This window comes from Isoptericola sp. Y581, assembly GCF_059445475.1.
Genome location: NZ_JCAIUK010000007.1, coordinates 118619 through 145111, shown reverse-complemented (window position 1 = coordinate 145111; position 26493 = coordinate 118619). Strand labels below are relative to the sequence as shown.

Annotated in this window: 23 protein-coding genes; 14 read left to right on the top strand and 9 right to left on the bottom strand. The window is 73.4% G+C overall.

The window, feature by feature from the left end; genetic code table 11:
- The first annotated feature begins 15 nt into the window (after nucleotides 1-15).
- Nucleotides 16-1026, top strand: a complete 1011-nt coding sequence (locus AC1C2W_RS14495; RefSeq protein ID WP_495413474.1) for a LacI family DNA-binding transcriptional regulator — start codon at nucleotides 16-18, stop codon at nucleotides 1024-1026.
- A 311-nt stretch (nucleotides 1027-1337) separates the two neighbouring features.
- Here AC1C2W_RS14495 and AC1C2W_RS14490 read toward each other — a convergent pair whose 3' ends face one another.
- Complete coding sequence (locus AC1C2W_RS14490; protein WP_495413473.1) at nucleotides 1338-2705, bottom strand: serine hydrolase domain-containing protein; 1368 nt, start codon at nucleotides 2703-2705, stop codon at nucleotides 1338-1340.
- Between the two features lie 173 nt (nucleotides 2706-2878).
- On the opposite strand from AC1C2W_RS14490, the gene AC1C2W_RS14485 reads away from it, so the two are divergent.
- From AC1C2W_RS14485 to AC1C2W_RS14475, 3 genes are all read left to right on the top strand, one after another.
- Nucleotides 2879-3082 carry a hypothetical protein gene (locus tag AC1C2W_RS14485; RefSeq protein WP_495389962.1) on the top strand — a complete coding sequence of 68 codons (204 nt, stop codon included), beginning with the start codon at nucleotides 2879-2881 and terminating at the stop codon, nucleotides 3080-3082.
- Nucleotides 3079-3396: a type II toxin-antitoxin system PemK/MazF family toxin gene (locus AC1C2W_RS14480; RefSeq protein WP_495413472.1), complete on the top strand. Its 318-nt coding sequence runs from the start codon at nucleotides 3079-3081 to the stop codon at nucleotides 3394-3396. The genes AC1C2W_RS14485 and AC1C2W_RS14480 overlap by 4 nt, the downstream gene beginning before the upstream one ends.
- Before the next feature lie 236 nt (nucleotides 3397-3632).
- Nucleotides 3633-4718 carry a hypothetical protein gene (locus AC1C2W_RS14475; RefSeq protein ID WP_495413471.1) on the top strand — a complete coding sequence of 362 codons (1086 nt, stop codon included), beginning with the start codon at nucleotides 3633-3635 and terminating at the stop codon, nucleotides 4716-4718.
- A gap of 9 nt (nucleotides 4719-4727) precedes the next feature.
- Here AC1C2W_RS14475 and AC1C2W_RS14470 read toward each other — a convergent pair whose 3' ends face one another.
- Genes AC1C2W_RS14470 through AC1C2W_RS14460 form a run of 3 tightly spaced genes read right to left on the bottom strand, consistent with a single transcriptional unit; the run spans nucleotide 4728 to nucleotide 9456 of the window.
- Complete coding sequence (locus AC1C2W_RS14470; RefSeq protein WP_495413470.1) at nucleotides 4728-5708, bottom strand: NAD-dependent epimerase/dehydratase family protein; 981 nt, start codon at nucleotides 5706-5708, stop codon at nucleotides 4728-4730.
- Entirely contained in the window at nucleotides 5705-8440 is a 2736-nt protein-coding gene (locus AC1C2W_RS14465; protein ID WP_495413469.1) for an alpha/beta fold hydrolase, read from the bottom strand. Before AC1C2W_RS14465 ends, AC1C2W_RS14470 begins: the two co-directional genes overlap by 4 nt.
- On the bottom strand, nucleotides 8434-9456 hold the full coding sequence (locus AC1C2W_RS14460) for a 3-oxoacyl-ACP synthase III (RefSeq protein WP_495389957.1): 1023 nt from the start codon (nucleotides 9454-9456) through the stop codon (nucleotides 8434-8436). Before AC1C2W_RS14460 ends, AC1C2W_RS14465 begins: the two co-directional genes overlap by 7 nt.
- A gap of 224 nt (nucleotides 9457-9680) precedes the next feature.
- On the opposite strand from AC1C2W_RS14460, the gene AC1C2W_RS14455 reads away from it, so the two are divergent.
- Nucleotides 9681-10928 carry a threonine aldolase family protein gene (locus tag AC1C2W_RS14455; protein ID WP_495413468.1) on the top strand — a complete coding sequence of 416 codons (1248 nt, stop codon included), beginning with the start codon at nucleotides 9681-9683 and terminating at the stop codon, nucleotides 10926-10928.
- A gap of 47 nt (nucleotides 10929-10975) precedes the next feature.
- Here AC1C2W_RS14455 and AC1C2W_RS14450 read toward each other — a convergent pair whose 3' ends face one another.
- Nucleotides 10976-12241, bottom strand: coding sequence for an MFS transporter (locus AC1C2W_RS14450; RefSeq protein ID WP_495389955.1), 1266 nt, complete (start codon nucleotides 12239-12241; stop codon nucleotides 10976-10978).
- A gap of 96 nt (nucleotides 12242-12337) precedes the next feature.
- Between AC1C2W_RS14450 and AC1C2W_RS14445 the strand changes: the two genes are divergently transcribed.
- The 5 genes from AC1C2W_RS14445 (at nucleotide 12338) to AC1C2W_RS14425 (ending at nucleotide 16405) form a co-directional block, all read left to right on the top strand.
- A complete protein-coding gene (locus AC1C2W_RS14445; protein WP_495413467.1) occupies nucleotides 12338-13222 on the top strand; it encodes a winged helix-turn-helix transcriptional regulator in 885 nt (294 codons plus the stop codon).
- Nucleotides 13223-13263: 41 nt separating this feature from the next.
- A complete protein-coding gene (locus AC1C2W_RS14440) occupies nucleotides 13264-13746 on the top strand; it encodes an SRPBCC family protein (RefSeq protein WP_495389953.1) in 483 nt (160 codons plus the stop codon).
- Nucleotides 13747-13838: 92 nt separating this feature from the next.
- Complete coding sequence (locus AC1C2W_RS14435) at nucleotides 13839-15095, top strand: glycoside hydrolase family 3 N-terminal domain-containing protein (RefSeq protein ID WP_495413466.1); 1257 nt, start codon at nucleotides 13839-13841, stop codon at nucleotides 15093-15095.
- Nucleotides 15096-15200: 105 nt separating this feature from the next.
- The gene (locus tag AC1C2W_RS14430; protein WP_495413465.1) at nucleotides 15201-16034 is read left to right on the top strand and encodes a class I SAM-dependent methyltransferase; all 834 of its coding nucleotides are present in this window, start codon (nucleotides 15201-15203) and stop codon (nucleotides 16032-16034) included.
- A 149-nt stretch (nucleotides 16035-16183) separates the two neighbouring features.
- Nucleotides 16184-16405 (top strand): TetR/AcrR family transcriptional regulator C-terminal domain-containing protein, encoded by a 222-nt coding sequence (locus tag AC1C2W_RS14425; RefSeq protein WP_495413464.1) that lies wholly within the window; start codon nucleotides 16184-16186, stop codon nucleotides 16403-16405.
- A 65-nt stretch (nucleotides 16406-16470) separates the two neighbouring features.
- Here the strand turns inward: AC1C2W_RS14425 and AC1C2W_RS14420 are convergent, their stop codons facing one another.
- From AC1C2W_RS14420 to AC1C2W_RS14410, 3 genes are all read right to left on the bottom strand, one after another.
- On the bottom strand, nucleotides 16471-16785 hold the full coding sequence (locus AC1C2W_RS14420) for a hypothetical protein (protein WP_495389950.1): 315 nt from the start codon (nucleotides 16783-16785) through the stop codon (nucleotides 16471-16473).
- Entirely contained in the window at nucleotides 16782-18062 is a 1281-nt protein-coding gene (locus tag AC1C2W_RS14415; RefSeq protein WP_495389949.1) for an inorganic phosphate transporter, read from the bottom strand. Before AC1C2W_RS14415 ends, AC1C2W_RS14420 begins: the two co-directional genes overlap by 4 nt.
- A 77-nt stretch (nucleotides 18063-18139) precedes the next feature.
- On the bottom strand, nucleotides 18140-20440 hold the full coding sequence (locus AC1C2W_RS14410; protein WP_495413591.1) for a S9 family peptidase: 2301 nt from the start codon (nucleotides 20438-20440) through the stop codon (nucleotides 18140-18142).
- Between the two features lie 340 nt (nucleotides 20441-20780).
- Here AC1C2W_RS14410 and AC1C2W_RS14405 point away from each other — a divergent pair, with 340 nt between their 5' ends.
- Genes AC1C2W_RS14405 through AC1C2W_RS14390 form a run of 4 tightly spaced genes read left to right on the top strand, consistent with a single transcriptional unit; the run spans nucleotide 20781 to nucleotide 25074 of the window.
- On the top strand, nucleotides 20781-22277 hold the full coding sequence (locus AC1C2W_RS14405; RefSeq protein ID WP_495413463.1) for a branched-chain amino acid ABC transporter permease: 1497 nt from the start codon (nucleotides 20781-20783) through the stop codon (nucleotides 22275-22277).
- A 13-nt stretch (nucleotides 22278-22290) separates the two neighbouring features.
- Entirely contained in the window at nucleotides 22291-23292 is a 1002-nt protein-coding gene (locus tag AC1C2W_RS14400; RefSeq protein ID WP_495389947.1) for a branched-chain amino acid ABC transporter permease, read from the top strand.
- Nucleotides 23282-24295 (top strand): ABC transporter ATP-binding protein, encoded by a 1014-nt coding sequence (locus AC1C2W_RS14395; protein ID WP_495389946.1) that lies wholly within the window; start codon nucleotides 23282-23284, stop codon nucleotides 24293-24295. The genes AC1C2W_RS14400 and AC1C2W_RS14395 overlap by 11 nt, the downstream gene beginning before the upstream one ends.
- A complete protein-coding gene (locus AC1C2W_RS14390; RefSeq protein ID WP_495413462.1) occupies nucleotides 24292-25074 on the top strand; it encodes an ABC transporter ATP-binding protein in 783 nt (260 codons plus the stop codon). The genes AC1C2W_RS14395 and AC1C2W_RS14390 overlap by 4 nt, the downstream gene beginning before the upstream one ends.
- 246 nt (nucleotides 25075-25320) lie before the next feature.
- On the opposite strand, the gene AC1C2W_RS14385 is transcribed toward AC1C2W_RS14390, so the two are convergent.
- Nucleotides 25321-26343, bottom strand: coding sequence for a hypothetical protein (locus AC1C2W_RS14385; RefSeq protein ID WP_495413461.1), 1023 nt, complete (start codon nucleotides 26341-26343; stop codon nucleotides 25321-25323).
- Between the last annotated feature and the right edge of the window lie 150 nt (nucleotides 26344-26493).

The window sequence follows — 26493 nt, the reverse complement described above, 5'->3', positions numbered from 1 at the left end:
GGCCATACTGTGGCGGTGCCGAACCCCCCGACCAGCCGCGACGTCGCCCGCCTCGCCGGGGTGTCGCAGGCGGCGGTCTCCTACGCGCTCACCGGCCGCGGCACCATCTCCGCGGCCACGCGCGAGCGCGTGCTGCAGGTGGCCGAGTCGATCGGGTACCGCCCCAACCTGGCGGCCCGCTCCATGCGCACGCGGCGGTCCGGCCGGCTCGCCGTCGTGACCGGCACGACCCTCGACACCCAGCTCCGGGTGCTCACGGGCGCGAGCGAGGTCGCCGAGGCCGCGGGCTACGCGACCGAGACGCACACCATCGACGGCACCGTCGAGGAGCGCACCGCCCGAGTGCGCGACCTCGCGGCGAGCCGCCAGTACGAGGGGGTCCTCACCCTCGTGCCCTTGCTCCCCGAGGCCCTCTCCGCGGAGTCGTCGCCCGAGGGCACGGCGCCCGTCGTGGCCGAGGCCACCTTCGACGAGCAGATGCGCAGCCTCGGCGACCTCGCCGAAGCGAGCTCGATCGAGGTGTTCGTCCGGGCGCTCGCCGCCGCCGGCTGGCGCCGGTTCGTGCACGTCGGCGGCCCGGAGCAGTACGCCTCCGCCCGCGCCCGCCGCGACGTCTACCTCGCGACGGTGGCGAGCCTCGGCCCCGAGGCCGAGTCGCTCGGCGTGTTCGGGGGCGAGTGGTCAGGGGAGTCGGGCCGCTGCGCGATCCACGAGCTCCCCGACGACGCGCCGCCCTTCGCGGTGATCGCCGCCAACGACGTGCTCGCCGCCGGCGTGCTGCGCGGGGCGGCCGAGCGCGGCTGGTCCGTGCCCGGCGACCTCGTCGTCACGGGCTGGGACGACTTCGAGATCGGCGCCTACATGTCCCCGTCGCTCACCACCGTGGCCGTCGACTTCGCGGAGGCCGGCCGCAACGCGATGCGCGTGCTGGTCGCCGCCGTGCGCGGCGAGCCCCGACCCCCCGCCGGGGGGCCGATCCACCGCGTCGTCTGGCGCGAGTCCACGGGCGGGGAGCCCGCTGGTTGAGCCTGTCGAAACCCGCGTTGAGCCTCTGGTGCGCCCGTGGCCGCCATCCAGCAGAAGTCCGAAAGGCGACTGGGGTGCGTTGAGCCGGGCCACCCACGGCCCCGGCCCTCGCCGGCTGGGTGGCGCGGTCCAGGACATAGGAGGCAGGCGGACGATTGGCTGACCTCGTCGTTCGGGCTGGGCCGGGAGGATGGCGCGCGAGGGGCTGTCGAGTACGCCCGTCGTCGACGGCTCGAGGCGGAGTGTGCTTCCAGGAGTGGTCGGGCGGTGTCGTGGGTCAGGTTGCCGGAGACGAGCGATGGGGGTGCGGGCTACGCGACGTCGGGCCGCGTCATCAGCGGTGACGCGAGGTGCAACGCCAGGCTGGGGCCGGTCAGGGGCACGACGTTCCACGTCGCGACCGCCGTCCCCGCGCCGGCGTCGACCACCAGCCGGACCCGGTGCGGGGTGGTGATGACGTAGAGGTCAGCGACGAACGCGTGGCCCTGCCAGGCGCCGGCCGCGACGACCGGGCGGCCGAGCGGGGAGCTCTCCCGCCACTCGCCGTGGCCGACCTCGACGTCGAGGGACGACCCGAGGTGCACGAGCCACCCGCCGTCCACGGGATCGACGACCACCGTGGTGCCGTCGGGCAGGGCAGAGTCCTCGGCGGGGGCGTCGACCCTCGCCTCGACGAAGCGCCCGGGTTCGGCCGAGCCCTGCGGTGGCGCGAGCGACAGCCGCCGCGACCGCTCGGCGAGGGCGTCGTCGTCCTGACCGCTGTCGGCGTGATCCAGGCCGGGCAGAAGGTACTCCCAGATCGGATCGAGCACGGTCTCGCCGCCCTGCGTGAGGGCGCTGGTCACGACGACGACGAGATCGTGCGACGGCACGACCACGCACAGCTGACCGAACGAGCCTTCGCCGCGAAACCCGTGCCGCGACATCCAGAACTGGTAGCCGTACCCGCACCGCGTGTCGGGGTTGTCCGACCAGCCCTCGACCTGCTGCGTCTCGATGTGGCGTCCGGTCGCGAGCTCCACCCACTCGCGCGGGACGAGCTGCCGGTCGCCCCGACGCCCGCCACGCAACAGCAGCTCGCCGAAGGCGGCGACGGCCTCGGTCGTGAGGTGCAGACCGTGGAAGCCGAACGCAGCGCCGCTCGCCACCCGGTCCCATTCGGCGTGGTCGACGCCCATCGGCGTGAAGAGGCGCTCGTCGAGCAGCTCCGGCAGGCCGCGGCCGGTGACCCGTTCGACCATCCGGGCCAGGACATAGGTGGTGGCGTTGTCGTAGGCGTGCCGCGTCCCCTCGGCCTCGGGGAACGGCACGCGCAGGAAGCCCCTGGTCAGGTCGTCCGGTTCCAGCTGCCACGCCTCGGCGAGGCTGTCCGTGTCGTGCCCGGTCGTCATGGACAGCAGGTGGTGCACGGTGAGGCGGCGGCCCTGCTCCGAGATGTCGGAGGGGACGTGATCGGGCAGCACGTCGACCACCCGATCGTCGAGCGAGAGGAGCCCGTCGGCGATCGCGAGCCCCACGGCGACCGAGGTGAACGACTTGGTGAGCGAGTAGAGCAGGTGCGGGCGCTCGGCCGAGTAGGGCGCCCACCAGCCCTCGGCGACGACGTGGCCGTGGCGCACGACCATGACGGCACTCGACGGACTCCGCTTCGAGCCGGTCCAGCAGCGCGGCCACGGCACGGGACGACACCCCCGTGGCAGCCGGCGTCGACCGCGGCAGCAGGGCGCGTGGCGAAGGCATCCCCGCACCCTAGCGAGCCCGGCCACGTGAGTGGTCAGGTTTTCGACGACGTCGGCACGCGCACCGGCGCGGCATGTTCGACAGATGTTCAACACGGTCCTACGCTGTACGCATGTCGCAGAGCACCGTCGGCTTCCGCCCGTCCGCCGAGGAACGTCGCATCCTCGAGAACATCGCCCGCACGGGCATGTCCACCAGCGACGCGCTGCGCCGCGGTCTGCACCTCGTCGCGCACGAGCGGTGGCTCGACCAGGCGCGCGCCGACGCCGAGAAGCTGCGCGACGAAAACCTGAACGACGAGCCGGACGGCTGGTGATCCGCGGCGCCGTCTACCGGGTCGACCTCGGAACCCCGCGCGGCCACGAGCAGGGCGGTCGCCGGCTGGGACTCGTGCTGTCGCCCTCGGAGATGAGCTGGTCGGTCGCGACCGTCGTGCCCACCTCGACCAGCGCCCACCCGGCGACGTTCCGCCCCGAGCTCATGATCGGCGGGCAGCAGACGCTGTTCCTCGTCGACCAGATCCGGACCGTGGACACCGACTACGTCGTCGGCGAGCCCGTCGACTACCTGCACCACAGCGAGCTCGCCATCGTCGAGCAGGCCGTGATCCACTACCTCGGCCTCGTGTGACGAGCGCTCCGGCACCCCGTCGTCCGGTCTCGCCGCTCGAGGCTCACGGCGCCCCACGTCGCTCGGGCTGTCCCCCCAGGTTGCCAGGAGGCGTGCACCGTGTCGGCCCCGTCATGCTCCACGCGACGCTGATCGCATGTTCTTCGGACGAGGTTCCCGATCGGTGTCCCGTACGTTCCTGGCGCTGACCTCCGTCGTCGCGGTCGGCCTGAGCGCCGCGTGCGGCGCGGGGCGCCGTGCAGTCGGTGACGCCGGTGGAGGACCTGTCGGCGGCCGAGGTCTCGGCCCGGCTGCGCGACGCGGAGGTCGATCCGGGCGAGGTGCGCTACGGCGTGACGGCGTACCGGGTCGTGTACAGCACGATCGGCGTGGAGGGCGCGCCCACGACGGCGAGCCAGCTGGTCGCGTTCCCCCAGAACGACGAGAGCGACCTGGGGGTCGTGTCGTGGCTCCACGGCACCACGGTGTACCGGGGTGACGACGCCTCGGTGAACGAGGCGTCCACCGACCGGGCCGCGACGCTGCTGCTCGCCTCGACCGGCCGTGCGGTCTCCGCCCCGGACTACCTGGGTCTGGGCGAGGGCCCGGGCAACCACCCGTATGGGGAACCGGAGGCGACGGTCTCGGTGTCGCTGGACGCCCTGTGGTCGGCGCGGGAGCTGGCCGAGCGGCACCACCTGACGTTCGACGAAGAGGTGCGGGTCGGCGGCTTCTCCCAGGGCGGGCCGGCCACGATGCTGCTCGGGCGGGCGCTCCAGGAGGGCGCCGACCCCGCGTTCGAGCTGGGCGGGCTCGCCCCGATCTCCGGGCCGTTCGACCTGAGCCGGTTCGAGGCGGACGCCGCCGACGACAAGATCGCGATGGCCGCGCTCTACCTGGTCTACTTCTCGACGGCCTGGGATCGCCTGTACGACCTCTACGACACGCCGGAGCAGGCGTTCCGCGAGCCGTACGCCGCCCAGGTGGAGGAGCTGCTCGACGGCGACCACCGCACGCAGGAGATCGCCGCCGCGCTGCCACCGGCGTCCGCGGACCTGTTCACCGACGAGTTCCTCGAGTCGATGCGTCACCCCACCGGGATCCTGCGGCAGAAGCTGCGCGTCATGGACACGACCTGCGACTGGCGCCCTGAGGTCCCCGTGCACCTCTTCCACGCCTCGGGCGACCAGGACGTCGCCATCGAGCACGCCCGGCACTGCCAGCGGCAGCTGACGGCGCAGGGCGCCGACCAGCAGCTGACCGACGTCGGCGACGTCGACCACAACGGCACCGTGCGCGCGGCGCTGCCGCAGGTGGCGCGCGCGTTCAGCCCGGGTGCGTGAACGAGCGGGTCAGCCGTCGAGGCGGTAGTACGCGGCGAGGCGGGCCAGGCCCTCGTCGATGCCGACGGCGGGCGTCCAGCACAGGTCGGCGCGGGTCGCCCGCTGGTCGAACCAGTGCGCGGTGGACAGCTGCTCGGCGAGGAACCGCGTCATGGGCGGCTCGTCGTCGCCCGGGCGCACCCGCCACACGACCTCGGCCAGCCCGCCCGCCGCGCGCGCGACCGGCGCGGGCACCCGCCACGCCGGCGGGCGCACCCCCGCCGCCCGGCAGATACCCGTCAGCAGGTCCGCGACCGTGCGCGGCTCGCCGTTCGTCAGCACGTACGCGCGCCCGTGCACCTCAGGCGCGCGGTCGAGCGCGGCGACGATCCCGTCGGCGGCGTTGTCGATGTAGGTGGTGTCGATGAGCGCGGCGCCGTGCCCCAGCAGGGGCAGCCTGCCGCGCGCGGCCCGGTCCACCACCCGCTGCACGAGCTGCGTGTCGCCCGGCCCCCACACGATGTGCGGGCGGACGGCGACCACGCTCGTCCCGGCGGGCCCGCCATCGAGGGACAGGGCGGACCGCTCCGCCACCGCCTTGGTCCGCGCGTACTCGCCCCGGGCGTGCTCCGGGTCGGCGGGCTCGGCCCCGACCCCCGTCAGCGAGGTTCCGGCGTGCGCCACCGACGGCGACGACACCTGCACGAAGCGCGGCACCCCGGCCCGAGCGGCGGCCTCGAGCAGCCGGCGGGTGCCGCCCACGTTCACGGCCTCGAACTCGGCCGGGTCCCCCGCGAGGGACACCTTGGCCGCGAGGTGCACGACGGCGTCCACGCCGGCCAGGGCGCGTTCCACGGCGTCGGCGTCGGTCACCGACCCCTCGACGTCGAGGGCCCCCGCGACGCCGGACGGGCGCCGCTGCAGGGTGCGCACCGGCTCGCCGCGGTCCACGAGGACCCGCGCGACCGCGCCGCCGAGCAGCCCGGAGGCGCCCGTGACCAGCACCGTCACGGCGCCGCCACCCGGCCGCCGGCCAGCACGCCGTCCGCCCAGGCGGCGAGCCGGGCGCGGTCGATCTTGGAGTTGTGCCGCACGTCGGTGGGCATCGACGGCACCACCAGCACCGCGGCGAGCGGGACGGGCGACGCGGCCCGCACGGCGGCGCCGAGCTCCTCCGGCGCGAGGCCGGGACGGCGCGCCCCGGCGACGGTCTCCACGACGGCGACCGGCTGCTGCAGCCCCGCCGGCCCCACGCCGACGACCGCCGCGCGGCGCACCTGCGGCACCCGCTCCACGTGCTGCTCGGGCCCGACGGGCGCGAGCGGGCCGGACGTCGTGGTGAGCACGTGCGCGAGCCGCCCCTCGATCCACAGCCGCCCCTCGGCGTCGAGGTGCCCGACGTCGCCGGTGCGGTGCCAGCGCCCGGGCGGGGTGTCCCGCTCGGCGGCGAGGTCGGTGAGCCAGAGCCGGTCGTACCGCTCCTTGAGGTGCGGCGCCCGGACGAGCACCTCGCCCAGTACGCCCGGGGTCGCGGCCGGCTCGCCCGTCGCGGCCCCGTCGTCGTCCAGCGCGCTGACGAGCACCTCGCCGCCACCGACCGGCCGCCCGACGCAGACGCCGTCGTCGGGCGCGGACGCGGCGGCCCGGATGCCGTCGAGCGTGACGTCCGTGACGAGCAGGCACTCCGTCATCCCGTACGGGGTGTGCGCGGTCGCGGCGGGCATGAGGTCGGCGGCCGAGCCGAGCAGCTCCGCGCCGATCGGCGCCCCCGTCGACAGGAACGTCCGTACCCGCGCGAGGGCGGCCCGGTCCGCGTCGTCGAGCGCGCCCGCGGTGGCGACCACGTGGAGGATGGCCGCCGGGGAGAGGAAGACGATGTCGCCGTCGGACGCGCGCACGGCGTCGGCGACCGCCCGCGCGGTGAGGGTCCGGGGCGCGGACACGTCCATGCGCGGCGTCACCGAGCGGGTGCCGAGGGCCGGGCCCAGCAGCGCGAACGGCGCGAAGCCCGTCACCAGCCCCGTCTCGGGCCCGACGTCGAAGTGGTCGCGCAGCACGTCGCGCAGCGCCGACAGCTCGGCCTGCGTGTAGACGACGCCCTTCGCGGGCCCGGTCGACCCGGAGGTGAACAGCACGGCGGCCTCGTCGTGCGGCCCGGGCTCGGGCGGCAGGTCGTGACCCTCGCCCGCCCGCGCGACGTCGATCAGCTCGTGCGCCACCCCGAGCGCCCGCCGGACCACGGGGCCGAGCGGTTCGGCGGAGATCCGCACCCCCGGCCAGCCGAGCGCCCGCGCCGCCGCCAGCCCCGGTCGCTGCGCCACCACGAACTGCGGCCACGCCCCCCGCTGCGCGCGGGTCAGTCCGCGCACCCCCAGCCCGGCGTCCGCCACCACGACGACGGCCCCGATCCGCAGGCACGCGTACACCAGCGCGGTCAGCGTCGGCCCCGGCTGCACCAGCAGCGACACCCGGTCCCCGCGCCGCACCCCGATCCCGTACAGCCCGGCGGCGACCCGCCGCACCTGCCGCGACAGCGCCCGCCAGCTCACCGTGAGCGGCCCGCCGTCCGCGCCCTCGGTCGTCATGTCCAGCACAGCGGGCGACCCGTCCGAGGCGCGCGAGTCGAGCGCGGCCCACAGCGGGGTTTCGACAGGCTCGACCGGCGGCTTCGTCGGTCGAGCGGACGGCGACGCGGTCCACGAGGCGGAGGAATCGGCGGGCTCGGGCACGGAAGTAGAAGTTCCCGAAGTGGAGGGCCCCTTGGGGCCCGTGAACGCATCCGTGCCCGAGCCCGCCGATCCCTCCGCCGGCCGCAAGACAACCGACGGAAGCCATGCGAGCACGGTCGACGCGACGTCGACGTCCTCCGCGAGAAGATGCCCGGCGCCGGCGAACCGGTGCACGCGCGCGTGCGGCATCCGGTGCACGAGGTCGTCGAGGTACCGGTCGGAGAACACGGGGTCCCGCGGGCCCCACAGCAGGAGTGCGGGCACGGTGAGCTTGGCGACGCCCGCGGCGATGCGGTCGAGCTCGGGCCGGCTGGGGTGGCGCGGCGCGGCGGGGATGTCGGCGACGAACCCCTCGATGCCACCGCGCTCGTCGGCCGCGCGGTACGGCAGCCTGTAGGCGTCGGCGACGTCATGCGGCAGGCCGGGGTGCGCCAGACGCAGGGTGGTCTCGAGGAACGCGCGGGTGGTGCGGGTGCCGAGCGGCAGCACCGGGCCGGCGAGCGCGAGGCGCAGGGGTGCGGGGATCGGCACGTCGTCGGGCTGGTGGACGGCGGTGTTGAGCAGCGCGACGCCGGCGAGCTGCTCGGGGTGGTCGACGGCCCAGCCGAGCGAGACGACGCCGCCCCAGTCGTGGCCGAGCGTCACGACGGGGCCGTCCAGCCCGAGCGCGTCGGTGAACGCCGCCAGATCTGCGACGCGCCGCGCGAGCGGCCGGTGCTCGCCCGTCCGGCCGGACAGCCCCATCTCCAGCTGGTCGACCGCCACGACGCGCCAGCCGGCGTCGCCCGCGGACCTGACGAGCCGCCGCCACAGGTACGACCAGGTGGGGTTGCCGTGCACCGCCAGCACCGTGCCGGCGGGGTCGACGCCCCGCGAGCGCAGCTCGGCGAGGTTGTCGAGGTAGTGCCACTGCCCTCCACGGGCGTCGTCGAGCACGTGGCTGAACCGCGGGTCGAGCCCGGGCAGCCCCGGCGGCACGGTGTCCGCACCCCGCGACACGGGGACCGTCACCACGCGAGCTCCAGCATCGCGGTGTTGATGCCGGAGCCGACGCCCATGAGCAGCACGCGGTCGCCGGCGGTCAGGGAGTCCTGCTGCCCGGCGAGCGTGATCGGCACCGAGGCCGGGCCCACGTTGCCGAGGGTCGGATAGGTCACCGGCACCCGCGACCGGTCGAGCCCGACGGCCTCGACGATCGCGTCGGTGTGCACGCGCGAGACCTGGTGGGTGACGTACCGGTCCATGGAGGCCCAGTCCCAGTCGGAGACGGCGTCCTTCCAGGCGTCCACCACGAGCTCGAGGCCGCCGTCGAGCAGCGCCTTCGCGTCGGTGAACATGCCGTCGGTGCTGCCGACGCACAGGTCGTGGAACCGGGTCGCGGCGCGCGACACGCCGCCCAGCACGCGATGCCCCTCCGGGTGCTCGTCCGCACGCCCGAGGACGGCGGCGGCCGACCCCGAGCCGAGGGTGAGGGAGGCGAACTCCTGCATGAACTCGGAGCGCCCCCGGTCCTCGGCGAGCAGCCGCTCGATCGTGCGGTCGTGGATGAGGTCGGCGTCCTCGCCGTCCACCACGACGGCGTACCGGATCTGCCCGGAATCGATCATCGTCGCCGCCAGGCTCATGCCGTTGATGAAGCCGAGGCACGCGTTCGCGATGTCGAAGTTCACGGCCGACGACGGCAGCCCGAGCCCGTGGTGCAGCCGCACCGCGACCGACGGCTCCAGGTGCCTGCGCGTCACCGAGGTGTTGATCAGCAGGCCGACGTCGCTGGGGTCGACCCCGGCCGTGCCGAGCGCTTCGTGCCCAGCGGCGATCGTCGCGGTGTCCGAGTCCTCGCCCGGCGCCCAGGCGCGTCGCTCGGTCACGCCGGCCACACGCTCCAGCAGCGTGGACGGCAGGCGTAGTCGCCGCAGGGCAGGACCGAGCCTCGCCTGCACATCGGCGGAGGTGCGGACTCCGGAGGGGAGCCTGCTCGCGACCGACAGCAACGAGACGTTGGTGAACCTGGTGGTGGCGTTCCCTGTCACACGAGCTCCAAGAGGCCGGGTACACCGGCACGACGACGGTAGGTCGGGGCCGGCATGGCGTCGCCGCCCCCGGACAGTGCCGGCGGCACATCTCCTAACCTTCCGCCCCCCAGGGGTCTGACGCACGACGCCGGCGCACGGTTCCCGGGTGAGGTGTGGCGTCGCCCACGCCCGCGGGGGCGTCCCGGCCGTTGCCGCGCCGACGCCGCGCCTACCCTAGGCGCGTGACCGACCCGCGCAGGACCGCCCCACAGCTCCCGCCGTTCGCCTCCGACAACTATGCGCCCGCCCACCCGGACGTCCTCGCTGCCGTCGCCGCGGCCAACGACGGGTACGCCGTCTCGTACGGGGACGACCCGTGGACGGCGCGGCTGGACGCCCGCGTGCGCGAGGTCTTCGGTGCGGGGGCGCTCGCGTTCCCGGTGCTCAACGGCACGGGCGCGAACGTCGTGTCGCTCACCGCGCTGTCCCCCCGCTGGGGCGGCGTCGTCGTGTCCGACGTCGCGCACGTCAACACCGACGAGAACGGCGCGCCCGAGCGGGTGGGCGGCCTCAAGCTGCTCGCGTGCCCGTCCGTCGACGGGCGGATCACGCCGGACGACGTCGCGCGCTGGGCCGGCCAGCGGGACGACGTGCACCGCGCGCACCCGGCGGTACTGTCGCTCACCCAGTCCACCGAGCTGGGCACCGTGTACGCGCTCGACGACCTGCGGGCGCTGACCCACGTGGCGCACGCCCTGGGAATGGCGGTGCACGTGGACGGCTCGCGGCTGGCGAACGCGGCCGCAGCGCTCGGCTGCTCGCTGCGGGCGCTGACCACCGACGCCGGGGTCGACGTCGTCTCCCTCGGCGCCGCGAAGAACGGCGGCATGCTCGGCGAGGCCGTCCTCGTGCTCGGGCCCGACGACGCGCCCGACCCGGCGTCCGCCCGCTCGCGGGAGGCCGCCGCGGCCGCCGTCCCGTACCTGCGCAAGTCGACGATGCAGCTCGCGTCCAAGACGCGGTTCGTCTCCGCCCAGCTCCTCGCGCTGCTCGGCGAGCCCTCCTCGCCGGTTGAGCCTGTCGACATCGACTCGCTGGTCGAGCCCGTCGAAACCCGCCCACTGGTCGAGCCCGTCGAAACCCGCCCGCTGGTCGAGCCCGTCGAAACCCGCCCGCTGGTCGAGCCCGTCGAAACCCCGCCGCTCTGGTGGCGCAACGCCGCGCACGCGAACGCGATGGCTGCGCGGCTGCGCGACGGGCTGTCGGAGCTCGCGCCGCAGGTGCGCGTCACCCGCCCCACCGAGGCCAACGCCGTCTTCGCGACGCTCCCCCGCGCCGCCGCGGACCGGCTGCGCGCCGTCTCGCGCTTCTACGACTGGGCCGACGGCGAGTCGCCGGACCGCGTCGAGGTGCGGCTCATGTGCGCCTGGGACACCGCGCCGGAGTCCGTCGACGCGTTCGTCTCCGCGGCGGCCGACCTCGCCGGTTGAGCTTGCCGCTCGCCGGTTGAGCCTGTCGAAACCTGGTTTCGACAGGCTCAACCGGCGTGCGTGGTTTCGACAGGCTCCACCGGCGACGCGTCGTAGTCGTCGAGGTCGCGCAACCGGCGGACCGGGCTGAGCCCCACGATGACCGGGCCGGCCAGCAGCACGAAGGCCGAGCCGAGCAGCACCGCCCGGTTACCGAGCTGCGCGGCGAGCACGCCGGCCGCCAGCGACCCGAGCGGGATCATGCCCCAGGAGACGAACCGCACGGTGGCCATCACGCGCGAGAGCAGCTCCGGCGGGCTGGCCACCTGCCGGTAGGTGCGCGTCACGACGCTCCCCGGCACCACGGACGCCCCGAACACGAGCGTGCCGAGCGCGAAGCAGAGCCACCCGACGGGGCCGGCGCCGAGGGGGATCAGCAGGGCGCCGGCGAACCCGAACAGCCCGTCGAAGAGCAGCACCCGCGCGGAGCCGAACCGTCGCACCAGCCACGGCGTCGCCACCGCCGCGAGCAGCGACCCCACGCCGTCGGCGGCGAGCAGCACGCCCACCATGGCGGGCGGCGCGTCCAGGTCACGCACCAGGTAGAGCGCGAACAGCCCGGCCTGGACCCCGCACACGAGGTTGACCACGCACGCCCACCAGGTGGCGGGCGCCATCACCGGGTGGCGCACCACGAACCGCCAGCCCTCGGCGATCATCGCCCGCATCCCGGGGCGCTCCTCGCCGGCGGCGAGCGCGGGCTCCCGCCGCTCCGGCAGCCGGGTCAGCAGCAGCGCCGAGGCGAGATACGACACGACGTCGACCAGCAGCGCCGGCACCGCGCCCACGGCCTGGACCAGCAGCCCGCCGGCGGACGGGCCGCCGAGCTGCGTCGCGGCCTGCGTGCCGGAGACGAGGCTGTTGCGGCTCGTGAGCTCGTGCTGCGGCACCACGGTGGGCAGGAACGTCGTGTTGGCGGTGAAGAAGAACACCTCGGCCACGTTGACCGCGAGCGCCGCGAGCACGAGGTGGGTGAGCGTGAGCTCCCCCAGCCACCAGACCAGCGGCACCGTGAGTATCGCGGCCGCCCGCACCAGGTCCGCCACCACCTGCGTGGCCCGCAGCGGCAGCCGGTGCACGATCGCGCCCGCAGGCAGGCCGAGCACGATCCAGGCGAGGTACGACGACGCGGCCAGCACGCCGGTCTCGATCGGCCCGGCGTGCAGCACGGCGACGGCCGTCAGCGGCAGTGCGACGGCGGTGACCGCCGTGCCGACGCCGCTGGCGGTGCTCGCGGTCCAGTAGGTCCAGAACGGTCGGGCGCCTGGGGCCACCGTCCGCCTCCCTCGATCGTTGTAAGTTCCAATTTGGAACTCTATACGAACGACGACTCCTGGACGTACGCCCGGCCCGACGAGAGGATGACCCCCATGCGCCGCGAGGACCTTGCCGACAGCGACTGCGGCATCGCCCAGTCCCTCGGCGTCGTCGGCGACTGGCAGAGCCTGCTGATCGTGCGCGAGGCCGCCGCCGGCGTCACCCGGTTCGAGGGCTTCGCCCGCGAGCTCGGGCTCTCCCGCCGCGCCCTCACCGAGCGGCTCGGCCAGCTCGTGGAGCACGGCGTGCTGGAGAAGGTGCCGTACTCCGAACGGCCGCCGCGTCACGACTACCGCCTCACCGCGCAGGGCGAGGGGCTGCTGCCGGTGCTGATCGCGCTCCAGGAGTGGGGCACGCGGTTCGTCATGGGCGACGGCGAGCTGAGCGGCGCGCTGGGCGACGGCGACCTCGCGCGGGTGCGCGCCCTCCAGGGGACGCGCGTGCCCGACGTCGAGCTCACGGCGCACGACGGCTCCCGCGTGACGCTCGTCGACCCCGACCGCTGGACGGCGCTGTTCTTCTTTCCCGGCGCGTACGCGCCGGGCACCCACGGCTACCCGCCGCGCTGGGGCGAGGTGCCGGGCACCAGCGGCTGCACGCTCGAGTGCGTCACCTACGGGCGGCGGCACGCCGCCCTGGAGGCGGCGGGGGCGCGCGTCCTCGGCGTCAGCACCCAGCACCCGGAGCAGCAGGCCGCGTTCGCCGCGCACGCCGGGCTGCCGTACCGGCTCGCGTCGGACCAGGACGGCCTCGCGGCCTCCGCCCTGCGCCTGCCCGTGTTCCGCGCGGGCGGGGCGGACCGGCTCAAGCGCGTCACGCTGCTGGTCGACCCGGGCGGCATCGTGCGGCACGTGCAGGCGCCCGTGACCGACCCGGCGCAGTCGGTCGACGACGTGCTCGCCCTCGTCCGCGGGCTTCGGACGGCGACGCCGCGTTAGGGTCGGGTGCGAGCACCGGAGCCGGCGGAAGGACCCCCCACATGACCAGCCCCACGAGCCCGACCAGTCCCACCGAACCGGCAGGACCCCACAGCCCCCACGTCGCCGAGGCGTCGATCCACGTGACCCAGCCGCCCCCGCGCGTGTGGGCCGAGCTCATGCACCCCGGCGCGCGGTGGATGCTGGGCGCGAACATCGAGACCGACTTCCAGCCGGGCAGCCCGATCACGTTCGAGGGCCGCTTCTTCGGCCGCCAGTTCGCCGACAAGGGCATGGTGATCGCCGTCGAGCGCCCGCACCTGCTGCACTTCACCCACTTCTCGCCGCTCGGCGACCTCGAGGACCTGCCGGAGAACTACCACGAGATTCGCATTACTCTCGCACCGGACGAGACGGGTACGGTCGTGTCCGTGAGGCAAGAGAACATCGACACGGCACAGCACGCGACCAACTCCCAGGCGCACTGGCAGGACGCTCTCCGCACCCTGGCCCATCGGGATGGCGCGCCTGCCCGGCACGCGTGACCCCCGTACCCCGCCGCTGGCTGAGCGTGTCGAAACCACGCCGGTTGAGCCTGTCGAAACCACGCCGGTTGAGCCTGTCGAAACCACGCCGGTTGAGCCTGTCGAAACCTGGTTTCGACAAGCTCAACCAGCGGTTCGTGTCGCTGGCCGGCGCGCTGGCCGTCGTGACGATGCTGGCAGCGTGCTCCGGCGCCGGCACCGAACCCTCCCCGGGGTCGGGCTCGTCGTCGAGCGCACCCGCGGCTGACTCGCCGTCCGCCGCGCCGACGGCGTCCGGCACGCCGTCCCCGACGCCCTCGCCCACCGAGGAAGCCCCCGACGACGTGCTCGCCGGCTGGTCGCTGGAGGAGAAGGTGGGCCAGCTGCTCATGGTCGGGGTGTCGGTGAGCGAACCGGCCGCCGTCAGCGCCGACTCCGTGCGCGAGAAGCACGTGGGCAACGTCTTCCTGCACGGACGCAGCGAGGCGGGGGTGGAGGCCACCCGCGACCTCGTGGACGAGTACACCGCCCTGGTCTCCGAGCGCTCCACGCACGGCACGCCGCTGCTGGTCGCGACCGACCAGGAGGGCGGTCTGGTCCAGGTGCTGCGCGGCCCGGGATTCAGCGAGATCCCGAAGGCCACCGAGCAGGCCACCTGGAAGGCCGCCACCCTGCAGGACCGGGCGCGCGACTGGGGCGACGAGCTCGCCGCGGCGGGCGTCAACCTCAACCTGGCCCCGGTGATCGACGTCGTCGACGAGGGCGACGCGGCGAACAACCCGCCCATCGGGGCCTTCGGGCGCAACTACGGGTTCACGCCGGAGTCCGTGCTGCGGTCGGCGACGGCGTTCGGTGACGGCATGACCGACGCGGGGGTCGCGCCCGTGTTCAAGCACTTCCCGGGGCTCGGCCGCGTCACGGCCAACACCGACACGGACGCCGACGTCGTGGACGACGTCACCACCACGGACGACCCGTCCGTGCAGGTCTACGCCGACGTGATCGACGACGGCGCCCCGTACGTCATGATGTCCACCGCCGTCTACGAGCGCATCGACCCCGACGCCCCCGCCGCGTTCTCCCCGGTGGTGGTGGGCGACCTGCTGCGCGACGAGCTCGGCTTCGACGGCGTCGTCATGACCGACGACCTGTCCGCCGCCGCCCAGGTGCAGGGCTGGTCGCCCGGCGAGCGGGCGGTCGCCGCCGTGGACGCCGGGGTGGATCTCGTGCTCGCCTCCGCCGACCCGAGCGTCGCGCCCGAGATGGCGGACGCGCTGGTGGCGAAGGCTGGCGAGGACCCCGAGTTCGCCGAGAAGGTGGACGAGTCCGCGCGGCGGGTGCTGGCGGCCAAGGCCTCGCTCGACGACTGACCCCGGCGCCGCAACGTGCGTGCCCGTTCCCCCGCGGTTGGAGGCAGTGGTCCGCCGTCGGCGAACGTCGTTGACCGGGGTGACGCGGAGGTCTTGGCTGACCGGATGACGAGCTCACCCGGCACCCCTCCCCCCGTCCCGGACCCCTCGCAGCTGCGGCAGGTCGCGTCCTCGTTCGGCGGCGACGCCGAGAGCTACGACCGCGCCCGGCCGCGCTACCCCGACGCCCTGATCGCGGCGATCGCCGAGGCCGCCGGCCGGGTCGCACCGGGCGGGCAGGCGCCCCGGGTGCTCGATGTCGGCGTGGGCACCGGCATCGTCGCGCGCCAGCTGCGCGCGGCGGGCTGCGAGGTGCTCGGGGTGGACGTCGACGAGCCCATGGCCGAGATAGCGCGCCGCGACGGGATCGACGTCGAGGTCGCCACCATCGAGGACTGGGACCCGGCCGGGCTGGTCTTCGACGCCGTGACCGCGGGCCAGACCTGGCACTGGGTCGACGCGAAGGCCGGCGCCGCGCGGGCCGCCGAGGCCCTGCGCCCCGGCGGCGAGCTCACGATGTTCTGGAACGGGGGCGACCCGCCCGCGGACCTGGCGGCCGCGTTCGCCGCCGTGTACCAGGAGGTGCTGCCCGGGTCCCCGATGGCCGCCGCCGGGACGCTCTCGGCAGCCGAGGGGTACGCGCGGATGGTCGCCACCGCCGCCGCGGGCGTGCGGGCCGCCGGCAGCTTCACCGAGCCGCGCGAGCACCGCTACCCCTGGGAGCGCACCTACACCCGCGAGGAGTGGCTGGACCTGGTGCCCACCTCCGGACTGATGACCCGCCTCCCCGCCGACCAGCTGCGCGCGGTGCTCGACGGCCTCGGCGCCGCGATCGACGCCGACGGCGGCAGCTTCGTGCAGCGGGGCGTCACGCTCGCGCTCAGCGCGGCACGCGTCTGACGGCGCACCGCCCCAGCGGGGGCGGGGCGGCCGACGGGCCCCGGCCCCGGCGTCGGTCTGCAACTCGGAGTTGTCACCGTTCCGGTTGGGCGTTCGCCGACGCGATCTCCACTGTCGGCTCCTCGCGCTCGTCGAGCGTGACGGCGTTCTTGGCATGGTCCACAGACTCCTCCGAGGCCGGGCCGCCCGGGTTCTCGGTGGCGAGGGCCTGGTTGGCGGCGACGAACGGTCGCAACCGCCGCTACCCGGCCTTCGCCGGGATCCTCAGCACGTTCATGCAGGACGGCTACGACCTGGACCTGGACCAGCTGTTCGAGCTCGGACTGCACTTGCTCCTCGACGGCATCACCACACGTCTCGGCAGACCATAGCTCCGACGAGATTTCGTGCGAGCTCACTCGCCGTCGCGTTCGCCCTCGTACCGGGAACTTGTCGCTCAGTGCCCGCCGGAGACGAGGAAGACGATCCCGAAGGCGATCGCGCCGACCACGACGCCCAGGCACGCGATGGCGCCGGCGAGGCGGGCCGGCGTCGGGCGGGGGATCGAGATCGCGCGGGACCCACCGTCCGCCGCATCCGCCGCACCGTCCTGAGCCGGTCGAAGGGTGCCGGGGATGGCGGCCGGCGCCTCCGGGGGCGTGGTGCCGGCCAGCAGGCGCAGCCCGAGGGCGAACAGCGCGGGGATGCCGGCGCCGATGATCAGCCCGGCCACGACCACCTGGCCCAGGGCGCCCCACTCGATGAAGTTCATGCTCCCACCTTCTGGTTCGACGGGGCTGCCACGGTGCCGACGGCCTCGACGGCCGGCCCGACGGAGGACGCGGTCGCGGTGGCGGGCACCGGCCCGACCCGCTCGCCGCCGGCCTCGCCCGTGGTCGCGGCGACGGGCTCCACGGAGGCGCCCTTCTCCTCGTCCCAGGCCTCGTTGACGTTGTTGTGGTCCACCGGCCTGCGGCGCGACGCGAGCCAGATGGCCACGGACACGACCACCAGCAGCACGAAGACGGCGATCGTGCCGGCGGTGCCGCCGATCGACGACTCGAGCCAGTGGCACAGCGCGCCGACGAGCCCGGCCGCGGGGAGGGTGACCAGCCAGGCGACGAACATGCGCCCGGCGACGCTCCAGCGCACCTTTGCCCCCGGCATGCCGACACCGGAGCCGAGCACGGACCCGGTCGCGACGTGCGTCGTCGACAGCGAGAAGCCGAAGTGGCTGGACAGGAGGATGACGGCGGCGGACGACGTCTCGGCGGCCATGCCCTGCCGGGTGTCGATCTCCACGAGCCCCTTGCCGAGCGTGCGGATGACCCGCCAGCCGCCCAGGTAGGTGCCCATCGCCATCGCGACGGCGCAGGCGAGGATCACCCAGAACGGGACGCCGGAGTCGGCCGGCACGGCCCCGCCGGCGATGAGCGCGAGCAGGATGATGCCCATCGACTTCTGCGCGTCGTTGGTGCCGTGCGCCAGGGAGACGAGCGACGCGGAGCCGATCTGGCCCCAGCGGAAGCTGCGGCTCGTCACCTCCTGCGGCACGCCGCGGGTCAGGCGGGCTACGAGCCATGTGCCCACGCCTGCCACCGCGATCGCGACGAGCGGGGCGATCAGGGCGGGCACCAGCACCTTGGAGATGACGCCGGTCCACAGCACGCCGGACGTGCCGACGGCGGCCAGCACCGCGCCGACCATGCCGCCCACCAGCGCGTGCGAGGAGCTCGACGGGATGCCGAACAGCCAGGTGATGAGGTTCCAGACGATGCCGCCGACCAGCCCGGCGAGGACCACCGGGAGGGTGATGACGCCGGCATCGACGATGCCCTTGGCGATCGTGGCGGCGACGGCGAGGGAGAGGAACGCCCCGACGAGGTTGAGGACGGCGGACAGCGCGACGGCGGTCCGGGGCTTGAGGGCTCGGGTGGCGATGGAGGTGGCCATCGCGTTGCCCGTGTCGTGGAACCCGTTCGTGAAGTCGAACGCGAGGGCCGTCACGACGACGAGCACGAGCAGAAGCGTCTCGGTCACGTCATCCATCGTGGGGGGTGATCCTGAGCGTTGACGACCAACGGTGGGCCGACAGGTGAACTGTTCGAGGACTGTTCACCTGCTGTTCATCTTGCCTGGAGCACGTCCAACGTCCAGGCGTGCTCGAAGGCGATCTCCTCCCAGCGCGCGTACCGGCCGGACACGCCCCCGTGCCCGGCCGACATCTCGATCTTCAGCAGCGCAGGGGCGCCCGCGGCCCGCAGGCGGGCCACCCACTTGGCGGGCTCCACGTACAGCACGCGGGTGTCGTGCAGCGACGTGGTCGCGAGGATCTGCGGGTAGGCGGACGCGGCGCGCCGTCCTGAGCTCGTCGAAGGGTCCGGCACGTTCTCGTACGGGGTGTACGCCTTCATCCGGGCGTACACCTGAGCGTCGTGCAGCGGGTCGCCCCACTCGTCCCACTCCACCACGGTCAGCGGCAGCGTCGGGTCGAGCATCGACGTCAGGGCGTCGACGAACGGCACCCCGGCGAGCACGCCCGCGAACAGCTGGGGTGCCAGGTTGACCGCCACGCCCACCGTGAGGCCGCCCGCGCTGCCGCCGTCGGCCACCATCCGCTCGGGCGCCGTCCAGCCCGTCTCCACCAGGTGCCGCCCGCAGGCGACGAAGTCGGTGAACGTGTGCGTCTTGTGCTCCAGCTTGCCGTCGTCGTACCAGTGCCGGCCCAGCTCGCCGCCGCCGCGCACGTGCGCCACGGCGAACACGACGCCGCGGTCGAGCAGGCTCAGCCGGGGCACCGAGAAGTACGGGTCGATACTCACCTCGTAGGCGCCGTACCCGTACAACAGCAGCGGCGCGGGCTCGGCGCGGGTGCCCGAGCCGTCCAGGGTCACCGCGTCCCGACGCCACACCAGGCTGATCGGCACCCGCGTGCCGTCCTCGGCCGTGGCCCACTCCCGCCGCTGCACGTAGTCGGCCGGGTCGTAGCCGCCGAGCACAGGCTGCTGCTTGCGCACATGTCGCTCGCCCGTGGCGAGGTCCACGTCCACCACCGTGGTCGGGGTGACGAACGACGTGTGCTGCACCCGCAGCAGCGGCTGCTCCCACGCGGGGTTCGCGTCCACGAACACGGAGAACAGCGGCTCGTCGACGTCGATCTCCTCCGCCTCCCACGCGCCGTCGGCCGCGCGCTGCGCCGCCCGCTCGAGGTCGACGACGGCGACCCGCGGCAGCGCCTCGCGCCGCAGGCTCAGCACCGCGTGGCGGGCGAACGCGTCGACGCCCTCGAGCCGCACGTCGGGGTCGTGCGGCACGACGACGCGCGCTGCCGCGGGGTCGAGCGGGGCCGTCGCCCCGTCGTCGCCCGCCGTGGGCACGTCCGCCACGACGAGCTCGAAGTTCTCCGCCCCGTCGTTGTGCAGCACGAGCAGCACGTCCCTGGTGCCGACCATGCGGTCGGGGCCCGTCCCGTCGCCCGGACGGGCCCCCACCCCCTGGTCGGCCGACGAGTCCGCCTGGTCGTTGCCGGCAGTCGTCGGGAGGACGGCGTGCTCGACGGTGTACTCGACGCCGTCGCGGCGCGCCCACACCACCCGGGGCTCGCCCGTCGGGTCGGCGGCGTCCAGCAGCAGCGCCTCGCTCGTCGTCTTCGACCCGACCTCGATCACCAGGAAGCGGCGCGAGCGCGTCAGCCCGACACCCACCCAGAACCGCTCGTCCGGCTCCTCGAGCACGAGCACGTCGTCCGCGGCCGGCGTGCCCACCCGGTGCCGCCACACCTGGTGGGGGCGCCAGGCGTCGTCCACCGTCAGGTAGAAGACGTGCGAGCCGTCCGGCGTGAGCACCGCGCCGGGGAAGGTGTTCTCGACCACGTCGGGCAGGTCCTCGCCCGTGGTCAGGTCCCGCAGCCGGAGCGTGAACCGCTCGTCGCCCGTGGTATCCACCGCGTACGCGAGCCGCGTCCCGTCCTGGGACACGTCGAACGTGCCGAGGGAGAAGAAGTCGTGGCCCTCGGCGGCCACGTTCTGGTCGAGCAGCACCTGCTCGCCGGCCGGCACGGTGCCCGCGTCGATCAGCGGCGGCGCCCACTCCCCCGCCGCGGGCACGCGCGCGTGGATCGGGTACTGCCGCCCCTCCTGGGTGCGCGTGTAGTACCAGGAGCCGTCGAGCCGCACCGGCACAGACAGGTCGGTCTCGAGCGTGCGCCCCTTGATCTCGTCGAAGACCGCCTGGCGCAGCGGCGCCAGGTGCGCCAGCCGGGCCTGCGTCCACGCGTTCTCGGCCTCGAGGTGGGCCAGCACGTCGGGCGAGTTCTTGTCGCGCAGCCACTCGTAGTCGTCCACGACGTCGTCGCCATGGTGCGACCGGATGGTCGGGCGGCGCTCCGCCACCGGCGCCTGCGCGGGGGCCGTCGCTGCGTCCGTCACGGCGTCCGTCACGGCGTCTGCCTGCGGGGTCGTCTGCGGGGTCGTCGCTGGGTCGACGTCGGGGTCGGCTGGGGGCGTCAGGTCGTCGGGCACCCGGCCAGCCTAGGTCCCGACCGCAACGCCGGGGTTGACGCCGGGGTCGGTGCCCCGGGCCCATCCCGCGATGCAGGACTGTGACCTGGATCTGTCATTTCTGTCACATTTTCGTCGCTACACTCGCGGCACGCTCGCGAAACCCCGCGGATACATGGGCCCTTTAGGGTCCCTGCATCGACGGGGCGAGCGGGTGGAACCTGGGCTCGCCCAGGGAACGACACCGATCTGACGGAGGACCCGCCCGATGACGACGGACCGACCCAGTAGGGCAACCGTGCTGTGCCGCACCGTGGCAGTGCTCGCGATCGCCCTCGTACCAACGGTGCTCGCCACGCCACCAGCTCAGGCGAGCCCCGGCGCGAACACCGAGGCGCACGCCGCCGCCGCAACCGCCGGCGACAGCGACACCCCGACCGACTGCCAGCCGGACGACACGACCGCGTGCGTCGCCGTCCTCGTCCTGAACGAGCAGAACGACCGGATCGCGGGCGCCGAGGCGACCATCGCCGGCCCGGGCGACTTCAGCGCATCCGTCACGACGACGGCGGACGCCCTCACGTCCGTGGCGGTGCCCGAGGTCGGTCGGTACACGATCACGATCGACCCCGCCTCGCTCCCCGCCGACGAGCAGCTCCCCGAGGGGGCGTCCACCGAGCTCCAGGTCACCGCGCAGACCGGCGGCACGGCCCGCGCCGCGTTCCGGCTCGGCGCCGAGGCCGAAGCGCCGAGCCCGTCGTCCGAGGCGACCAGCTCCGCGCCCGCCGAGGGCGGGACCGACGCCGACTCGGGCACCGGAACCACCACGGAGGGCGAGGGCGTCAGCACGGCACCGGAGGGCGACGCCTCCCAGCAGGCCATCACCTGGGCCCAGGTGTGGCAGCAGTTCGGCTCCGGCATCCGCTTCGGCCTGCTGCTGGCCCTCGCCTCCATCGGGCTGAACCTCATCTTCGGCACCACCGGGCTGTCGAACTTCGCGCACGGCGAGCAGTTCGCGCTCGGCGCCGCGGTCGGCTTCATCACCATCAACCAGATGGGGATGTCGATCTGGCTCGGCGGTCTGCTCACCATCGCGATCTGCGCGTTCACCGGACTCGCGCAGGACGCCGGGATCTGGCGCCCGCTACGACGGCGCGGCACACCGGTGATGCAGATGATGATCGTCTCCATCGGGCTGTCGATCACCCTGCAGTACGTCATCCAGCTCCTCATCGGTGGCGGGTCCGAGCGCATCCTGGGCGCCAACCCACGGCCGCTGAACATCGCGGGGATCACGCTCAGCACCACGTCGTGGATCTCGATGGCGGTCGCCCTCGTGTGCCTCGTGGGCTTCGCGTTCTTCCTCACCCGCACCCGGCTGGGACGGGCCACCCGCGCTGTGTCGGACAACCCGGCGCTCGCCGCGACCACCGGCATCGATCCCGACAAGGTCGTGCGCATCGTGTGGATCGTGGCGACCGGCTTCGCCGCCCTCGCCGGCCTCATGTGGGGCATCTCGTTCGGGTCGTTCAACTGGCAGCTCGGGGTGCAGCTACTGCTTCTGATGTTCGCGGCGGTCACCCTCGGCGGCCTCGGCACCGCGTTCGGCGCGCTCGTCGGGTCGATCCTCATCGGGCTCGTCGTCGAGCTGTCCAACCTCGTGATCCAGAGCGACCTGCGCTACGCGTCCGCGCTCGTGATCCTCATCCTCGTGCTCCTGATCAGGCCGCAGGGCATTCTTGGCCGCCGCGAGCGGATCGGCTGAAGGGAGACCCATCATGGACGAGTTCCTCAGAATCCTCACCCAGTCGCTGGCCGAGCTCATCGCGCCCACCACGGCCGCCTACGCCATCGCCGCGATCGGCCTCAACCTGCACTTCGGGTACACGGGCCTGCTCAACATGGGCCAGGCCGGCTTCATGCTGCTCGGCGCCTACGGCTTCGGCATCGCGACGATCGCCGGCGCCCCGTTCTTCCTCGCGCTGCTGGTCGCCCTCGCGGCCGGCCTGCTCTTCGCGCTGCTCCTCGGTATCCCGACGCTCCAGCTCCGGGGCGACTACCTCGCGATCGTCACCATCTCCGCCGCCGAGATCATCCGCTGGATCGGCCGGTCCACCTGGCTGCAGGAGTGGACCGGCGGCGCGTCCGGCCTGCAGGGCCGCAACTTCAAGGGCACCTTCCAGGACCTGTCCCCGCTGCCCGACGGGCGCACCGTCATCGGGCCGCTGGAGTACATCAACACGGGCTCCGACTCGTGGTGGACGCGGATCTTCGCGTGGGGGCTCGTCGCCGTCGTGCTGCTCTTCGTCTGGCTCATCACCCGCAGCCCCTGGGGCCGCGTGCTCAAGGGCATCCGCGAGGACGAGGACGCCGTGCGCGCCCTGGGCAAGAACGTCTACTCGTACAAGCTCCAGTCGCTCGTGCTCGGCGGCATGCTGGGTGCACTCGGCGGCGTGCTCTACGTGCTGCCGCTCACGATCGCGCCGGACGCGATGGGGCGCACGATGACGTTCTTCACCTGGACCGTCCTGCTATTGGGCGGAGCGGCCACGGTGTTCGGGCCGGTTCTCGGTTCGATGGTCTTCTTCGGCGCGTACATGCTCATGCGCACCGGCATGCGCGCCCTCGCGGAGAACACCGGCGTGGGCGACGTCATCACCACCACCAACGTGGAGCAGATCGGCGGCATGCTGGTCGGTCTCACGCTGATGCTCCTGGTGATCTTCCGGCCACAGGGCATCCTCGGGAACAAGAAGGAGCTGGCCTTCAATGTCCGCTGACGAGACCCCCACCCAGACTGCGCCGGACGCCACGCCCGAGCCCACCCCCGCGCCCGACTCGGTGGTCGACGCCGCCGCGGCGGCCGCGCAGGAGCCGAACTCCGCCGTCGCCGTCGAGGCCCGCGGCGAGCTGGCCCAGGTCGAGCCCAAGGTCGGCGTCGCAAAGCCCGACGCCATCCTCGTCGCCGACGACGTCGTCCGCCGCTTCGGCGGCATGACCGCCGTCGACGTCAAGCACCTGGAGGTGCAGCGGGGCGCCATCACCGCGCTCATCGGCCCCAACGGCGCCGGCAAGACGACGTTCTTCAACCTGCTCACCGGGTTCGACACCCCGCAGAGCGGCACCTGGAGCTTCGAGGGTCGCTCGCTGCAGGGCAAGGGTGGCGCGCGCGTCGCCAAGGCCGGGATGGTGCGCACCTTCCAGCTCACCAAGGCCCTGTCGCGGCTCACGGTGCTGCAGAACATGCTGCTCGCCGAACCGAAGAACCCCGGCGAGCGGTTCTGGCTGTCGTGGCTGCCGTTCACCTGGCAGGCGCACGAGAAGGCCGCCACCGAGAGGGCGATGGAGATCCTCGCCCGGTTCACGCTGGATGCGAAGGCCGCCGACTACGCCGGGTCGCTGTCGGGCGGGCAGCGCAAGCTGCTCGAGATGGCCCGTGCCCTGATGACGAACCCCACGATCATCATGCTCGACGAGCCGATGGCGGGCGTGAACCCCGCGCTCGTGCAGTCGCTGCTGGGGCACGTGCAGGCGCTGCGTGACGAGGGCATGACGGTCCTCTTCGTGGAACACGACATGCACGCCGTGCGGCACATCTCCGACTGGGTGGTGGTGATGGCCGAGGGCCGGATCGTCGCCGAAGGGCCGCCGGCGACGGTGATGCATGACCAGGCCGTCGTCGACGCCTACCTGGGGGCCCACCACGACACCGACCTCGGGGACGACTCGCTGCTCGACCCCGAGATCCTGGCCCGGCTCGAGGCCGAGGAGGAGAAGCGATGAGCGACACCTCGATCCTGCCCGGGGAGACCGCGACCGGCGCCCCGAAGGACAAGGAGCTGCTGCTGCGGGCCGACAACCTCGTGGCCGGCTACATCCCGGGCGTGAACATCCTCGACGGGTGCTCGATCGAGGTCACCAAGGGCGAGCTGGTCGGCATCATCGGGCCCAACGGAGCCGGCAAGTCCACGCTGCTCAAGGCCCTGTTCGGGCTGGTGAAGGTCTACTCCGGCACCGTGACCCTCGAGGGTCAGGACATCACCGGCATGAAGGCGAACTCCCTCGTGGCGCGCGGCGTCGGGTTCGTGCCGCAGACGAACAACGTCTTCCCGTCGTTGTCCGTCGAGGAGAACATGCGTATGGGCGTCTACCTGCGGCCCAAGGTGTTCGAGGAGCGCTGGTCGTTCATCGGCGACCTGTTCCCCGTGCTGCACGACCGGCGCAACCAGCGGGCGGGCGCCATGTCGGGCGGCGAGCGGCAGATGGTCGCGATGGCCCGAGCGCTCATGATGAACCCGTCCGTGCTGCTGCTCGACGAGCCGTCCGCCGGCCTGTCCCCCGTCCGCCAGGACGAGACGTTCCTGCGCACGCGCATGATCAACAAGGCCGGCGTCTCGGTGATCATGGTCGAGCAGAACGCCCGCCGCTGCCTGCAGATCTGCGACCGCGGCTACGTCCTCGACCAGGGCAAGGACGCCTACACCGGCACCGGCCGGCAGCTACAGGCAGACCCGAAGGTCATCTCCCTGTACCTCGGCACCCTCGCTGAGGAGCCGTCGTGACCCACCCGGCGAGATAGTTCGATTCTGGCCGAGGTAGTTCGAGTCTGGCCGAGGTAGTTCGGAATTCGGCGAGATAGTTCGAGTCTGGCCGAGGTAGTTCGAGTCTGGCCGAGGTAGTTCGGATTTCGGCGAGGTAGTTCGGAATTCGGCGAGGTAGTTCGGGTGAGCACGACGACGGCGGTGGAAGCTCCGCGGAGCTCCCACCGCCGTCGTCATTCCACCTGGCTCACCGACCCGGGCGTGGCCTCAGGCCGTCAACCCGAGGATGCTGCGTCTGCGCCCCACCCGGTACGCGGCCCGAAGTCGCTGCTCCAGGGCGATGGGGTCGCCCAGGTCCTCCCAACGCACGCGCACGACGATCCACCCAGCGGCCTCGAGCGACTGCTGCCTCGCTGCTTCCGCACGACGCACGGCGTCCGGGTCGCCGTGCTCGTCACCGGAGTACTTGATCGCCCCGTCGAACTCCACGGCGACACGCACGTCCTCCCAACCGAGGTCGACGAAGACCGTCCCCTGCGCCGTCGCCACCTCGATCTGGCAGTCCGCCCGTGGGAGCCCGGCGTCGGAGGCGACGAGCCGTGTCACCGTCTCGCCCGGCGATCCCGACCGCGGATCGCACAGGTCGAGGACGCCGCGGGCCTGCACCACACCCCGCTTGCCACGCGACGCCGACATGATGCGTGAGACCTCGTCGAGGTCGGCACCGAGCCGGGCCAACGAGTCGCACACGACGAGCGCGCCGTCCCGCGGCAGGCTGCGGATGCAGTCGACGAGCGTGCGAGCGAGCGACGTCACCGGCATGCCGCGCACGGTCGCCCGGTCCGCGACGGGAAGAGTCGTGTGGTGCCGCCGCACCAGTGGCTCGGCCTCCTCGTCGACGTGCGGGTTCCACTCCCGCGTGACGTGGACCAGCGACGGTGTGCGATAGAGCCAGGCCCCGTGCAGCAGCGCGGCGGTCGTGTGGCTGAACCACAGGGGTGCGGTCGTCCCGTCGACGAGCCCTCGCACCTGCGTCAGGATCGTTTCCTCGAACGTCCGCTCGACCTCGCCCGGCAGGAAGACTCCGCGAAGGCGCTCGACCACCCCGACCGCGAGCCGGTCCGCGACCGTGCCGGCGTCAACGCGGGAGAGGTCGAGGGCGAGCGGCACGATCGGCGGGTGTTCGACGTCCGCCGAGCGCATGCCGCCCAGCGGAGAGCCGGTGGCGTTCATTGCGTCCACGATCCCGGCGATCCGGCGGATCGCCGGGAGGTGCTCGGCTTCTCTCATGGACCGACGATGCTCCAGGGACGACGTCGGGCGGGCCACCGGACGCTGACCTGTGGAAACTGCAAGCCTGGGGGCAGCGTCGCACCCCGCCGTCCCGAGAACGCGACGCGAACTACCTCGGCGAGATCTGGACTACCTCGCGGGGTTCGT